A 14,090-nucleotide genomic window follows, 5' to 3' on the forward strand; every position below is an offset into this window, starting at 1 on the left:
GCCGGGAGCCTCGTCGTGAAGGCCGTGGTGCAGCGGGTGCGCCGCGCCAGCGTCACGGTCGACGGCGAGGTGATCGGCGAGATCGGACCGGGTCTGCTGGTACTGGTCTGTGCCGAGCAGGGCGATGCCGAGGCGAATGCCGACCGGCTGCTGGCCAAGCTGCTGAAGCTGCGCATCTTCGGCGACGAGTCGGGCAAGATGAACCGCAGTGTGCAGGATGTGGCCGGCGGGCTGCTGCTGGTGAGCCAGTTCACCCTGGCGGCCGATGTGACGGGTGGCAATCGCCCGAGTTTCACCGGCGCGGCTGCGCCGGCCGAGGGCCGGCGCCTCTATGACCATCTGGTGGCTCGTGCGCGCCTCGCGCACCCCGTGGTGCAGACCGGGCGGTTTGCGGCCGACATGCAGGTCGCGCTGATCAACGACGGCCCGGTGACGATTCCCATGGCCTTCTGAGCCGGGGGCAGGGGCTGCGGCAGTCCCTCTGTTTCAATTTGTTTCAAAAAATCCCACCTCTGGGATATCCCTTTTGACCGTCTCAAACGACTTACATGTTGAGAGGGATCAATAAGGCCGGCCCTGCATTCGCATGGCTCTGCTGTCGACCCCTTGAAAATTCCTCAGGACACGCGTTCGCCGGTTGGGTACCGGTGTCTGGCGCCGGCTTGGGGATTTCGCATGGATGAAGGCCAGCCGTCCGTCTGCCGTGGAGCGATCCCTGGCGGGAGCAGCCTGCACGCACGATGCAGGGGTGCAGTACGTCGTACTGCAGGCGGCCTTCAGTTGGTTTGAAGGAGAAAGCGATGAAACCCCGATTCGAAGGCCGTCCGCGGCGTTGGGCCCGTGTGGTCTGTACCGGGCTTGTCCTGATGGCGCCGCTGGCGCCGGTGTGGGCCGTGGAGTATGTCTGGCTGGCGCCGGCGGCTTCGGGGGGCGGGGCTGTGGCGCGCCTGGGCGAGCTCGAGGGGCCGGTCGAGACGGCGGCGAGCCTGTCGGAGCTGAAGGCCCGGGTCGGCGGCCGCGAGGCCGTGGCACGGCTCGAGGGCGAGGCGGTGAGCGTGGCGGGGCCGGCGGAGGGCGCGGATGCGGCTGCCGACGTTCGCCTGAGCGGGCGGCGGGTGCTGCCCGAAGGCGCGCTGGTCTACTACCAGGCGCGGCTGGGACGCCAGGACACCCGGGCCGTGAACGACCTCGAACTGGTGCCGCTGGCGCCGGGCGGCAACACCTTCAAGCTGATGTGGAAGGGCAGCGCGGTGTCGGCGTCGCAGGTGATGGTGCAGACCTCGGAAGGCTGGCGCAGGGTGCTCAAGCCGGCGCAGGACGGCACCGTGAGCCTGGCCACGCCCTTCAAGGGCCTGTATGTGCTGGAAGTGACGGCGCGGGTCAATGGCTCGGCGACGGTCGAGGGCAAGAAGTACGAGGATGTGCGCCACTCGGCCACCTTGTCGTTCGTGGTGGAGTAAGGCATGACGGCTTCTTCTTCTCCACAGGTGGCCCTGGCCGCGGCCGGCGGCGAGCAGGCCGCTCTGTTCGTGCGGTTGACGCAGGCCAAGCTGCGGCCGACGCGTGCCCGCCTGGCCTTGCTGGCGCTGCTGGATCAGCCGTCGCAGTTGCCGATGGATGCCGAGGCGATCTATCAGGCGCTGAGCACGCAGGACAGGCGGGCCTCGCTGGGCACCGTCTACCGGATTCTCAAGGAACTGGAGCAGAACCAGGTGCTCGTGCGCGAGTTCGACCAGGACGGCCGCTCGCTCTACATGATCTGGCGCCCGGAGTCCCAGGGGCAGGCGGTTCACCTGGCCTGCCGCAGCACCGGGCGGACGTTTCTGTTCAGCGACCCGGCCTTGCGCGAGCGACTGGCCGAGGTGTTGCGGGAACGCGGGCTGAGCCTCGGCGATGCGCCGGTGTTTGTGCAGATCACCAGCCAGGCGGCGACGCCGGCTGCCCGGAAGACCCCACGCGGTGTGGGTGTGGCTTGAGGGCGGTGTCGGGGCGGCGGCTACAGTGCGACCCGACGTTATCCAAAGTTGGATAGCCCAAGGCAGGCCGTGCGTGCCTGCCGGCAGACAGAACACGAAACGGAAACGGGGCGGACATGGTGGATGGAACAGGGCAGCCGCGCGTCGACGGCGGGATTTCGACACGCCGCGCCTGGCGGTGGCTGGCGGTGGCCGTGGTGCTGGGGCTTGCGGCCTGGGCCGCCTGGGCGATGTGGCTGAAGCCGGCGCCGGTGACGGCGAGCGGTCCCAATCCCTGGACCGGACCGGTGCCCGTGCGCGTGGTGCCGGTCGGGCAGCAGGCGCTGGCGCAGAGGGTGCGCTCGATCGGCACGGTCACGCCGCTGCAGGTGGTCACGGTGCGCAGCCGTGTGGACGGTCTGCTGGCCCGGGTGCTGTTCACGGAAGGGCAGGAGGTGAAGCAGGGCCAGTTGCTGGCGGAAATCGATGCCCGCCCCTTCCGTGTGCAATTGGCGCAGGCCACCGGTGCGCTTCGGCAGAACCAGGCGCAACTGGCGAATGCCCAGCGGGATCTGGCGCGTTTCCGGGCACTGTTCGAGCAGGATTCGATTGCGCGGCAGCAGCTCGACAGCCAGGAAGCGCTGGTGGCCCAACTGGGCGGCAGCGTGCAGGCCGCACAGGCACAGGTGGACGATGCGGCGCTGCAGCTGTCGTTCACGCGCATCGAGGCGCCGGCTGCGGGGCGGCTGGGCCTGCGGCGGGTGGATGCGGGCAATCTGGTGACGGCGTCGGACAGCGACGGACTGGTGACGATCACGCAGACCCAGCCCATCACCGCGCTCTTCGCGGTGCCCGAGCAGCAGCTCAACGACGTGCGGCTGGCATGGCGCGATGCGGCACGCACGGGCGGCTCGCTGGCGGTGGAGGCCTGGGACCGGACCGAATCGCAACGCCTGGCGCTGGGCCGGCTGGTGACGCTGGACAACCAGATCGACACCGCGACGGGCACGCTGCGCATGAAAGCGCAGTTCGACAACCGCGACGAGGCGCTGTTTCCGAATCAGTTCGTGAATGTGCGGCTGCTGGTGCGCACGGCGCAGGATGCCCGCGCGATTCCGGCCGATGCCGTGCAGTACGGCAGCCGGGGCACGTATGTGTACGTGGTCGAGGAGGGCAAGGCGCGGGTGCGCGAGGTGGCACTGGGCACACGGGACGGCGAGCAGGTCGCCGTGACGTCCGGCCTGGCGCCCGGCGAGCGGGTGGTGCTGGAGGGCCTGGACCGGCTGCGTGAAGGCGCGGATGTGGTGGTGGTGCCCGACGGCCAGCCGCCGCGCACGGTGCGGCAACTGCAGGACGCGCAGGCCAAGCCGGCATCGCCATGAATGTCTCGCGCATCTTCATCCTGCGGCCGGTCGCCACCACGCTGCTGATGCTGGCCATGCTGGTGGCCGGGCTGATGGCCTGGCGCCTGATGCCGGTGGCGGCATTGCCGCAGGTCGAGTATCCGATCATCCAGGTTTACACCTTCCAGCCGGGGGCGAGTCCGGACGTGATGGCGCGGACCGTGACGGCGCCGCTGGAGCGCCAGCTGGGCCAGATTCCGGCGCTGCGGCAGATGTCGTCGACGAGCTCGGGCGGGGCGTCCGTGGTGACGCTGCAGTTCACGCTGGAGGCCAATGCGGCGGTGGTGGAGCAGGATGTCCAGTCGGCGTTGCAGGTCGCCGGCAGTTTGCTGCCGGACGACTTGCCGGCGCCGCCCATCTATCGCAAGGTGAATCCGGCCGATGCTCCCATCCTGACGCTGGCGGTGACGTCGGACACGCTGCCGCTGCACGAGGTGCACGAGCTGATCCAGACCCGCGTGGCGCAGAAGCTGGCGCAGATCCCAGGGGTCGGCATGGTCAGCCTGGCCGGCGGGCAGCGGCCGGCACTGAGGGTTCGCGTGAACCCGGCGGCGCTGGCTGCGCACGACCTGGACATGGAGGCCGTGCGCCGGGCGCTGGTGGCGGCCAATGCGAATCAGGCCAAGGGCAGTTTCGACGGGCCTTACCGCACGACGCTGCTGGACGCCAACGACCAGTTGCTTTCGCCTTCGGACTACCGAGACCTGGTGCTGGCCTGGCGCGGCGGCGCGGCCCAGGCCACGACGGCTGCGAGCGGGACGGGCCTTCCGGGCACCGCGAGCAGCGGCACGCCGTCGGCCCTCAACGGGAGCGGCGCACCGGTGCGGCTGGGCGACGTGGCCGAGGTCGAGCGCGCGGCCGAAGACCGTTTCATGGCCGCCTGGGCCGACCGCCAGCCGGCCGTGCTGGTCAACATCCAGCGTCAGCCCGGCGCCAATGTGATCGCTGTGGCCGACCGCGTGCAGGCGCTGCTGCCGCAGCTCACGGCGACGCTGCCGGCGGCCGTCCAGGTGACCTTGCTGACCGACCGCACGCACAGTATCCGGGCGTCGGTGCGCGATGTGCAGAAGGAGATGGTGCTGGCCGTGGGGCTGGTGGTGCTGGTGACCTTCCTGTTCCTGAGGCGTGCCGCTGCGACCTTCATCCCCTCGGTGGCGGTGCCGCTGTCGCTGGTGGGCACGTTCGGCGTGATGTACCTGCTGGGTTTTTCCATCAACAACCTCAGCCTGATGGCGCTGACGATCGCCACCGGCTTCGTGGTGGACGATGCCATCGTGATGCTGGAGAACATCGCACGCCATCGCGAGGCGGGTCTGCCGCCGCTGGCGGCGGCGCTGCGGGGCGCGCGCGAGATCGGTTTCACGCTGGTGTCTCTGACGGTGTCGCTGGTCGCCGTGTTGATCCCGCTGCTGTTCATGGGCGATGTGGTGGGCCGGCTGTTCCACGAGTTCGCGGTGACGCTGGCGGTGGCCATCGGCATTTCGCTGGTGGTCTCGCTCACGCTCACGCCCATGATGTGCGCGCGGCTGCTGCGCGAGCCGCCGGCCGCGCACGACGGCAACGGCGGCGTGCTGGGACGGGTGATCCGGCGATACGCCGTCATGCTCGATTGGGTACTGGCTCGCCAGTCCTGGGCTCTCGCGGCCCTGGCGGCCACGATCGCCTTGACGGCCGCCCTGTGGTGGCTGGTGCCCAAGGGCTTTTTCCCGGTGCAAGACAGCGGCGTGATCCAGGTGGTGACCGAGTTGCCGCCGGGCAGCGCATTCACGGTGGTGGCGCAGCGGCAGCAGGCGCTCGCGGCCGCGCTGCTCGAGGAGCCGGACGTCGCCAGCCTGTCGTCCTTCATCGGCGTCGACGGCAGCAACAGCGCGCTGAGCATGGGCCGCATGCTGATCAATCTGCGCGGGCATGGCGAGCGCGTTGCCGGCGCCGAGGAGATCCTGCAGGGGCTGCGGGTGCGCGCGGCGCGTGTCCAGGGCATCACCGCCTGGTTCCAGCCGGTGCAGGAGCTGGCGATCGAGGACCGCGTCTCGCCCACCCAATACCAGTTCACGCTGACCACGCCGGATGCGCAGCAACTGCAGCAGTGGGTGCCGCGGCTGGTCGAGCGCCTGAGCACGCGTGGCGAACTGGTCGATGTGGCGAGCGATCTGCAGCACCAGGCCGAGCAGGCCTTCGTGCAGGTCGATCGCGATGCCGCGGCGCGGCTGGGCCTGAGCGTGGCGGATGTGGCGACGGCGCTGCAGAACGCGTTTGCCCAGCGCCAGGTGGCCACGCTGTTCACGCAGGCCAGCCAGTATCGTGTGGTGCTCGAGGCCGACCCCCGGCAATTGCAGGGGCTGGACAGCCTCGACAAGGTGTACGTCAACACGGCCGCCGGGCGCGCGGTGCCGCTGGCCAGCGTGGCGACCGTGTCGCAGCGGCCCGCCGCGCTGCAACTCACCCAGCAGGGACAGTTCCCGGCGGCCACGGTCTCGTTCAACCTGGCCTCGGGTTGGTCGCTGGGCCAGGCGGTGGAGGCCATCGAGCAGGAGCGTGATGCGCTGGCCCTGCCGGCTGCCGTCGAGATGCGTTTCCAGGGGGCGGCCGAGGCCTTCCGGGGTTCGCTCTCCAGCACGCTGTGGCTGATCCTGGCCGCCGTGGTGACCATGTACATCGTGCTGGGCGTGCTGTACGAAAGCGCGATTCACCCGGTCACGATTCTTTCGACCCTGCCGTCGGCGGCGGTGGGGGCCTTGCTGGCGCTGTGGATCGCCGGCCGGCCGCTGGATCTGATCGCCGTCATCGGCATCGTGCTGCTGATCGGCCTGGTCAAGAAGAACGGCATCATGATGGTCGATTTCGCGCTGCAGGCGCAGCGCCAGGACGGGCTGGCGCCTTTCGACGCCATCCGGCGTGCGGCGCTGCAGCGTTTCCGGCCGATTCTCATGACCACGCTGGCGGCGCTGTTCGGCGCCGTTCCGCTGATGCTGGCGTCGGGTTCGGGTGCCGAACTGCGGCAGCCGCTGGGCATCGTGATGGTGGGCGGTCTGCTGCTGAGCCAGGTGCTCACGGTGTTCACCACGCCGGTGGTCTACCTGCTGTTCGATCGTCTGGGCCATCGGCTCGGCGCACGGGGGCCCGCGGCCGCAACGGGCGCGCAACGGATGACGGACGCATGAATCTGCCCCGTCTGTGCATCCGCCGGCCGGTGGGTTGCTGCCTGCTGGCGCTGGGCCTGGTGCTGCTGGGTGCCGCGGCCTGGCGCCACCTGCCGGTGGCGTCGCTGCCGCAGGTCGATTACCCCGTCATCGAGGTCTCTGCCAGCCTGCCGGGCGCCAGCCCCGAAAGCATCTCGGGCACGGTGGCCGCGCCGCTGGAGCGTGCCTTCGGCAGCATCGCCGGGGTCACGGCGATCTACTCGAGCAGCAACCAGGGGTCGGCCGAGGTCGACATCGAGTTCGAGCTCGGCCACGATATCCATGAGGCGGCGCGCGACGTGCAGGCCGCGCTCAACGCGGTGCGCTCGCAACTGCCGGCAGGCATGCCGCGCAGCCCCACTTTCACCAAGATCCAGGCCGGGCAGCGGCCCATCCTGGTGCTGGCGCTGTCTTCGCCGCGCCTGTCGCCCAGCGTGCTGTACGACGCCGCCGCCAGCGTGCTCTCGCAGAAGATCGCGCAGGTGCCCGGTGTGGCCCGCGTGTCGATCGGCGGGGCCTCGTTGCCGGCGGTGCGGGTGCAGGTCGATCCGGCGGCGCTGGCCCATCAGGGCGTCGCGCTCGACGAGGTGAGTGCCGCGATCGCCGCCACTTCGCCGCTGCGTCCGCTGGGTGTCGTCGAGCAGGACGGCCGGCGCTGGCAGGTGGCGCTGGAAGAGCCGTCGCGCCGGGCCGCCGATTACCGGCCTCTGGTGGTGCGCTGGCAGGACGGGCGGCCGGTGCGCCTGGCCGATGTGGCCGCCGTCGGCGACAGTACCGAAAACCGCTACAGCAGCGGTTTCCACAACGACCGCGATGCCGTGATCCTGCAGGTCCAGCGCCAGCCGGGCGCCAACATCGTGCAGACGGTCGATGCGATCCGCGCCCAGCTTCCTTACCTGCGCACGCTGATGCCGGCCGACGCCCGGCTCGACATCGTGCTCGAACGGACGCAGGGCATCCGGGCCACGCTGCACGAAGCCTATCTCACGCTCGGCCTGTCGATCGTGCTGGTGGTGCTGGTGGTGGCCGCTTTTCTGGGGCGCCTGCGCACGGCGCTGATCCCCACGGTGGCGCTGCCGGTCTCTCTGGTGGGCACGTTCACGGTCATGTATGCGTGGGGTTTCTCGCTCAACAACCTGTCGCTGATGGCCCTGATCGTGGCGGCCGGGCTGGTGGTCGACGATGCCATCGTGGTGCTGGAGAACGTCGAGCGCCACATCGAACGGGGTCTGAGCCCGCTGCGCGCGGCCCTGCGCGGCGCCGGCGAAGTCGGCTTCACGCTGCTGGCCATGAACCTGGCGCTGGTGATGGTGTTCGTGTCCATCCTCTTCATGGGCGGCGTGGTGCAGCGGCTGTTCCGCGAGTTTTCCATCACGCTGTCGGCGGCGGTGATGATCTCGCTGCTGGTGTCGCTCACGCTCACGCCCGTGCTGTGCGCCTACGGCTTGCGAGGGCGAACGCTCCGGCGGACCGATGCGGCACAGCCGGGCCGGGCGGCGCGGGTGTCACGGATCGCGGCCGCCATGTTCTCGGATGTGCAGCGCCTGTACGGCCGCAGCCTGGCCTGGACGCTGCGTCACGGCTGGCTGGCCTTGCTGGTGCTGGGCGGCGTGATCGCGCTCAACGTCTACCTGTACATGGCATTGCCCAAGACCTTGCTGCCGCGCCAGGACACCGGCATCGTGCATGCCTTTGTGCGGGGCGACGACGGATTTTCGTTCCAGGTGATGCAGCCGAAGATCGAGGCCTACCGGCGCCTGCTGGTGCGCGACCCGGCCGTGGCCCACGTGGCCGGCACGAGCGGCGGCGCGGGCGGCATCAGCAACAGCTCGCTGATGGTCAGCCTCAAGCCGCTGGCCGAGCGCGGCGAGCCGACCCAGGCCGTGATCAACCGGCTGCGCACGCTGGCGCCGGCGGTTCCCGGGGCCATCCTGAGCCCGATGATCGAGCAGGACATCCAGATCGGCGGCATGTCGTTCGGCAACGTGGACCACGAACTGATCCTGCGCTCGGACGACCTGAGCCTGCTGCGCACCTGGGCCCGCAAGGCGGCTCTGGCCATGGCCGAGATGCCCGAACTGGCCGACGTGTCGCCGCTCAGCGATGGCGGGGCGCAGCAGGTCGTGCTGAACATCGACCGCGAGGCCGCGGCACGCCTGGGCGTGGACATGGCCATGATCGCCGAGGTGCTGAGCAACTCGTATGCGCAACGGCAGGTGGCGACGCTGTACGACCGGCTCAACCAGTACCACGTGGTGATGGAGGTCGATCCGCGCTACACCAGCCAGCCGCAGAGCCTGGCGCAGGTGCAGGTGCTGACGGCCGGCGGCCAGCGGGTGCCGCTGTCGACCTTCGCCTCGTGGGGCTACGGACTGGCCGACGACCGCGTGAGCCACTTCAACCTGTTCGCCGCGATGGACGTCGGCTACAACCTGGCTCCGGGCGTGACGCAGGCGCAGGCCAGCCGCGCCATCGACGACATGCTGGCGCGCATCATGCTGCCCTCGGGCGTGCACCGGGCGCCGTCGGGGCAGGAGGGCGCCGAGGCCAGCACCATCCGCGCCCAGCCGCTGCTGATCCTGGGCGTGCTGCTGGCGGTCTACCTGCTGCTGGGCGTGCTCTACGAAAGCGCACTGCATCCGCTGACCATTCTCTCGACCCTGCCGCCGGCCGGCATCGGGGCCTTGCTGGCGTTGTGGATCACGGGCACGGAGTTCAGCCTGATGGCCCTGCTGGGCCTGTTCCTGCTGATCGGCGTGGTCATGAAAAACGCCATCCTGATGATCGACTTCGCACTCGATGCGCAGCGGCGTCTGGGATTGGCGGCCGACCAGGCCATCCACCGGGCGGCGGCCCTGCGCCTGCGGCCCATTCTGATGACCAACCTGGCCGGTCTGCTGGGTGCGCTGCCGCTGGTGCTGGGCATGGGCGAGGGCGGTGAACTGCGGCGGCCGCTGGGCCTGGCCATCATGGGCGGCCTGGCCGTGAGCCAGTTCATCACGCTCTACACCACCCCGGTGGTCTACCTCGGCCTGGAGCGGCTCAGGGCCCACCTGCCGGGCAGGAGCGGCACGCCGTCCACGCCTCTTTCGCCCGCTCCCCGGCCGGGCCGGGCCCCGACGGGTCCGCTTTCATCGTGACGTGTACATGACGACTTATTTCTGCAAGCCTCCGTTGCGCCGCCACATGGCCGCCTTGTCCTGCAGCCTGGGGCTGCTGACGCTGACGCTGGCCGGCTGTGCCGTGGGGCCGGACTACCAGCGGCCCGCCATCGAGGCCCCCGAACGTTATCGCCATGAGGCGGGCTGGCAGACGGTGGCCGCCGCGCGGGCCCGTGTGGCGCCGGACGGCAATGAAACCGGGAACCCGATCGCCGCCGGAGCCGAGGCCGTGCCGGGCGCGGCGGGCAACGCATGGTGGCAGCCCTTCGATGACCGCCTGCTGGGTGCGCTGCTGGATGAAAGCGCCGTGGCCAACCAGACCGTGGCTCAGGCCGAGGCGCGTTACCGCCAGGCCTGGGCGCGGCTGCGTGGCGCGCGGGCCCAGGGCGCGCCGACCTTGGGCGCCAGCCTGGGCGCGACCCGCAGCGCCAGCAGCCGGGCCGGCAGCAGCGGCGAGAGCGAGCGTGTCGGCAATGGCTACGAGACGGGTGTGCAACTGAGCTGGACGCTGGATCTGTGGGGCCGTGTCCGCCGGCAGGTCGAGGCCGACGATGCGAGTCTGCAGGCCAGTGCGGCCGACCTCGCCGCTGCGCGTCTGAGCGTGCAGGCCTTGCTGGCGCAGAGTTATTTCCAGTTGCGCATCAACGACCAGCAGCAGGTGTTGCTCGACCAGACCCTGGCTGCCTATGCGCGGGCGCTGCAGCTCACGCGCAACCAGTACGAGGCGGGGCTGGTGGCTCGGGCCGACGTGATCCAGTCGCAGACCCAGCTCGAATCGCTCAGGGTCGAGGTCTATGAGCTGGCGCAGACCCGTGCCGAGCTGGAGAACGCGATGGCGGTGCTCCTGGGCCGTGCGCCGGGCGGATGGCAGTTGCAGCCGTCGGCCGCTCTGGCCGAAACCCCGCCCAAGGAGGCCGGCTCGGACCGGGCCCGCGTCGCGGCGGCCTACCCCGACCTGACGCTGCCCCGGATTCCCGCCGAACTGCCATCGGCCCTGCTGGTGCGGCGGCCCGACGTGGTTGCCGCCGAGCGGCAGGTCGCCTCGGCGAACGCCGCCATCGGCGTGGCCCGCAGCGCCTGGCTGCCCGAGCTCAGCCTGAACGCCAGCTACGGTGCCAGTGCGAGCCAATGGGCGCGGCTGTTCGATGCGCCCTATCGCATCTGGTCGCTGGGCCCGGCCTGGGCCGCGACGCTGTTCGACGGCGGGCGGCGGGCGGCCGTGAGCCAGGAGGCGCAGGCCAGCTACGACGAGCAGGTCGCCACCTACCGGCAGACCGTGCTGACGGCCTGGCAGGAGGTCGACAATGCCCTGGCCGCGCAGCAGTGGCTGGCGGCGCGTGCCGAACAGCAGGCCCGCCTGGTGGCGCTGGCGCAGGAGAACGAACGTGTGGTGGGCAACCGCTACCGCGAAGGCCTGGTCACCTACCTGGAACTCAGCACCGCGCAGAACCTCACGTTCTCGAGCCAGCGCGATGCCCTGAGCACGCTGGGGCAGCAGCTCGAGGCCCGGGTGCGGCTGGTGGTGGCGTTGGGCGGCGGATGGACGGTCACCGGCCTCGCACAGACGCCTTGAGGCCTTGGCGTCAGCCGGCCTGTGCGGTTTCCAGCCAGGCCTGGGCCCGCGTGGCGTCCGACACGGCCAGACGCCAGACGATGCTCTGGGTGTCGACCTCGGGCCATTCCAGGTGCAGCGTCAGCAGACGCTGGTCGCGCGAGACGAGCAGTTCGGTCGCGGCATAACGCACCTTGCCGGATGTGCCGGCCGGGGCCGCACGGCTGATGCGGGTGGCCTTGGGCTGCCGGTAGAGCAGCAGGTCGTCGAGCTTGTGCAGGCGCCAGCCGTTGGCCGCCAGCACTTCGTCGCCGGGGGCCAGACCGGCCGCCTCGCCGGCGCTGCCGCGCAGCACGGTGTTGATCTTCACGCTGCTGCGCTGCGCCGCATCGCCCTCGCTGGCGCGCAGGCCCAGGCGCTGCGCCAGCGTGGCCGGGTCGAGCTTGACGTCGATGCCATGGGCCGCGAGCAGCTCCTGCAGCGGCAGTTCGCGGGTGCCATGGACCCAGGCGTCGAGTTCGGCATTCAGGCTCTGGCCGGCCACCTGGGCCAGCGCCTGGCGCACATCGGATTCGGCGATGGGGCCGCCCTCGCTGCTTTGCCACAGCAGCCGCATGACGTGGTCGAGCGTGCCGTTGCCCGTACCGTGCTGGCGCAGCGTGAGGTCGAGCGCGAGCGCCACGGTGGCGCCCTTGGTGTAGTAGCTGACCGTGGCGTTGGGGCTGTTGGCATCTTGCCGGTAGTACTTCACCCAGGCATCGAAACTCGACTGGGCCACGCTCTGGACCTGGCGGCCCGGCGTCTGGCGCACCTGGTTGATGGTCTTGGAGAGCAGCTTGAGGTAGGCCGCATCGTCGATCAGGCCGGCGCGGCGCAGCAGCAGGTCGTCGTAATAGCTGGTGAAACCCTCGAAGAACCAGAGCAGCTCGGTGTAGTTCTCGGCCGCGTAGTCGTAACGCGCCAGTTCGGCAGGCCGCAGGCGCTTCACGTTCCAGGTGTGGAAGTACTCGTGGCAGATCAGCCCCAGCAGCGTGATGTAGCCATCGCCCTGGGCCTGCGTGCCGTTCTGCTGGCCGAGCAGCGGCAGGTCGCGCCGGGTGCAGATCAGCGCCGTGCTGTGGCGATGCTCCAGGCCGCCGTAACCCTCGCCGGTTGCATTGAGCATGAACACGTAACGGTCGTGCGGCGTGCGGCGCTGGCCGGCATCGCGTGAGCCGCGTGTGCCGCGGGCCTTGGGCGCGGCCGGGTGCCAGAAGGCGATGGCTTCTTCGCAGATGCGTCGGCTGTCCTCGATCAGGCGCGCGCCGTCGAAGGTGGGCGGTGCGCCGGCGACGACGAAGCGATGCGGCACGCCGTGCGCCTCGAATTCGCCGACCCAGCAGTCGCCGATCTCGACGGGCGAGTCGGCCAGTTCGTCGTAGTCGGCGGCACGGTACAGGCCGAAGCCGGTCTTGCGCGCCACACGCAAGGGTTTCAGGGCCGTGTAGAGGCGGGCACCGGCGATGCCGTCGAATCCCTCCACCTCGAGATCGTGCGGCCGATCCTGCTGGCCTTCGGCCTGCAGGCACAGGCTGGTCGGGTTGAAGAAGGCGCGGCGCGTGTCCAGCCAGGCCGTGCGCACCGAGTCGTCGTGGGCATACACCTCGTAGTGCAGGACCAGCGGCACGCCCGGCGTGCAGTCGATCTGCCAACGGTGCTTGTCCAGCTGGCGTACGGCGGGCTTGCGGCGGCCCTGGCTGGCGCGCAGCTTCTGCAGATGCTTGGCGAATTCACGCACCAGATAGCTGCCGGGAATCCAGACGGGCAGGGCCACGATCTGGCCGGCCTCGGGTTCGGCGATGGTGAAGGTCACGCCGTAGAGGTGGGCCTGCAGGTCGGCGGCTTCGATCCGGTAGTGCAGGGCGGAGGTCTTGGAGGAAGAGGTCATGGCGGCACAAAAAAGAACCGGGCCTGCGGGGCCCGGCATGGCGTCGGCGGTTTACTTCTTGCTGCTGGCGACCAGCAGGCTTTCGATCTGGGCGGCACTGATGGCCCCCGGTACCCGCTGGCCGTCGACGAACAGCAGCGTGGGCGTGCCCTCGATCTTGTGTTTCTGGCCGAACGCGACGTTGCGCTTGAGCGCGGCCTCGCGGTCGCCGCTGCAACTGGCGCTGGGAATGGACTTGCCGCGCAGCATCCAGTCGTCCCAGACCTGGCTGGGCGACTTGGCGCACCAGATGTTCCGGGATTTCTCGACCGAGTCCTGGCCCAGGATGGGGTACAGGAAGGTGTGCACGGTCACGTTGTCGACCTTGGCGAGTTCGGACTCGAAGCGTTTGCAGTAACCGCAGTTGGGGTCGGCGAACACCACCAGCTTGCGCTCGCCCTTGCCGCGCTTGGTGACGAAGGCGTCGTCGAGCGGCAGCTTGGAGACATCGACCGCGCTGAGTTCGGCGATGCGCTGCTGGGTGAGGTTGGCCTTGGTCTTGAGGTCGAGCAGCTCGCCCTGGATGAGGAAGTTGCCGCCGGCGTCGGTGTAGAGCACGTCGCTGCCCATGCGCACTTCGTACAGGCCCGACCACGGGGTGGTCCGCACTTCGTCGATGGCCGGCAGGCTGGGCAGGCGATCGGGCAAGGCCTTGCGGATGGCGGCCTCCTGAGCCAGGGCGGGCAGTGCGGCGCAGGCCAGCAGGGCGGCCGTGGCCAGCCGGGAGATCAGTCGGAAAAACAGCGGGGATCGCGTCATGACAAGGGTTCCTGGGTGTGCGGGTAGACGGATGGGGTGTCGGCTGGCCTGCGGCGGTGTCTCCGGCGGGCCGGCGTCGCGGCCGTCCGGGGCCGGATGGATCGATGCGGGGCGC

9 protein-coding genes are annotated in these 14,090 nt (G+C 70.0%); 7 read left to right on the top strand and 2 right to left on the bottom strand.

All coding sequences use genetic code 11. From position 1 onward, the window contains the following. Positions 1-15: 15 nt before the first annotated feature. The 7 genes from dtd (at position 16) to EC845_RS18155 (ending at position 11,271) form a co-directional block, all read left to right on the top strand. Positions 16-453 carry a D-aminoacyl-tRNA deacylase gene (gene dtd, locus EC845_RS18125; protein WP_123299561.1) on the top strand — a complete coding sequence of 146 codons (438 nt, stop codon included), beginning with the start codon at positions 16-18 and terminating at the stop codon, positions 451-453. Positions 454-800: 347 nt separating this feature from the next. Next, positions 801-1,460 (top strand): hypothetical protein, encoded by a 660-nt coding sequence (locus tag EC845_RS18130; RefSeq protein WP_123299562.1) that lies wholly within the window; start codon positions 801-803, stop codon positions 1,458-1,460. Positions 1,461-1,463: 3 nt separating this feature from the next. Beyond that, positions 1,464-1,976 (top strand): Fur family transcriptional regulator, encoded by a 513-nt coding sequence (locus EC845_RS18135; protein WP_123299563.1) that lies wholly within the window; start codon positions 1,464-1,466, stop codon positions 1,974-1,976. A 116-nt stretch (positions 1,977-2,092) separates the two neighbouring features. Further along, on the top strand, positions 2,093-3,337 hold the full coding sequence (locus EC845_RS18140; RefSeq protein WP_199739848.1) for an efflux RND transporter periplasmic adaptor subunit: 1,245 nt from the start codon (positions 2,093-2,095) through the stop codon (positions 3,335-3,337). Further along, positions 3,334-6,519, top strand: coding sequence for an efflux RND transporter permease subunit (locus EC845_RS18145; RefSeq protein ID WP_123299564.1), 3,186 nt, complete (start codon positions 3,334-3,336; stop codon positions 6,517-6,519). Before EC845_RS18140 ends, EC845_RS18145 begins: the two co-directional genes overlap by 4 nt. After that, entirely contained in the window at positions 6,516-9,677 is a 3,162-nt protein-coding gene (locus EC845_RS18150; RefSeq protein WP_123299565.1) for an efflux RND transporter permease subunit, read from the top strand. The genes EC845_RS18145 and EC845_RS18150 overlap by 4 nt, the downstream gene beginning before the upstream one ends. Before the next feature lie 7 nt (positions 9,678-9,684). After that, entirely contained in the window at positions 9,685-11,271 is a 1,587-nt protein-coding gene (locus EC845_RS18155; RefSeq protein WP_199739849.1) for an efflux transporter outer membrane subunit, read from the top strand. A gap of 10 nt (positions 11,272-11,281) precedes the next feature. Here the strand turns inward: EC845_RS18155 and EC845_RS18160 are convergent, their stop codons facing one another. Both EC845_RS18160 and EC845_RS18165 read right to left on the bottom strand, forming a co-directional pair. Beyond that, positions 11,282-13,177, bottom strand: a complete 1,896-nt coding sequence (locus EC845_RS18160; protein WP_123299566.1) for a M61 family metallopeptidase — start codon at positions 13,175-13,177, stop codon at positions 11,282-11,284. Positions 13,178-13,228: 51 nt separating this feature from the next. After that, on the bottom strand, positions 13,229-13,975 hold the full coding sequence (locus EC845_RS18165) for a DsbC family protein (protein WP_123299567.1): 747 nt from the start codon (positions 13,973-13,975) through the stop codon (positions 13,229-13,231). Positions 13,976-14,090: the final 115 nt, after the last annotated feature.

Origin of the sequence: Comamonas sp. BIGb0124 (assembly GCF_003752175.1) — a bacterium.
GTDB lineage: Bacteria > Pseudomonadota > Gammaproteobacteria > Burkholderiales > Burkholderiaceae_C > Comamonas_F.

Excerpts from the sequence above, each read along its gene's own strand:
- EC845_RS18155 (WP_199739849.1), top strand. The coding sequence starts at position 9,685 with ATGACGACTTATTTCTGCAAGCCTCCGTTGCGCCGCCACATGGCCGCC.
- EC845_RS18165 (WP_123299567.1), bottom strand. The coding sequence starts at position 13,975 with ATGACGCGATCCCCGCTGTTTTTCCGACTGATCTCCCGGCTGGCCACG.
- EC845_RS18130 (WP_123299562.1), top strand. The coding sequence starts at position 801 with ATGAAACCCCGATTCGAAGGCCGTCCGCGGCGTTGGGCCCGTGTGGTC.
- EC845_RS18160 (WP_123299566.1), bottom strand. The coding sequence starts at position 13,177 with ATGACCTCTTCCTCCAAGACCTCCGCCCTGCACTACCGGATCGAAGCC.
- EC845_RS18150 (WP_123299565.1), top strand. The coding sequence starts at position 6,516 with ATGAATCTGCCCCGTCTGTGCATCCGCCGGCCGGTGGGTTGCTGCCTG.
- EC845_RS18140 (WP_199739848.1), top strand. The coding sequence starts at position 2,093 with ATGGTGGATGGAACAGGGCAGCCGCGCGTCGACGGCGGGATTTCGACA.
- EC845_RS18135 (WP_123299563.1), top strand. The coding sequence starts at position 1,464 with ATGACGGCTTCTTCTTCTCCACAGGTGGCCCTGGCCGCGGCCGGCGGC.
- EC845_RS18145 (WP_123299564.1), top strand. The coding sequence starts at position 3,334 with ATGAATGTCTCGCGCATCTTCATCCTGCGGCCGGTCGCCACCACGCTG.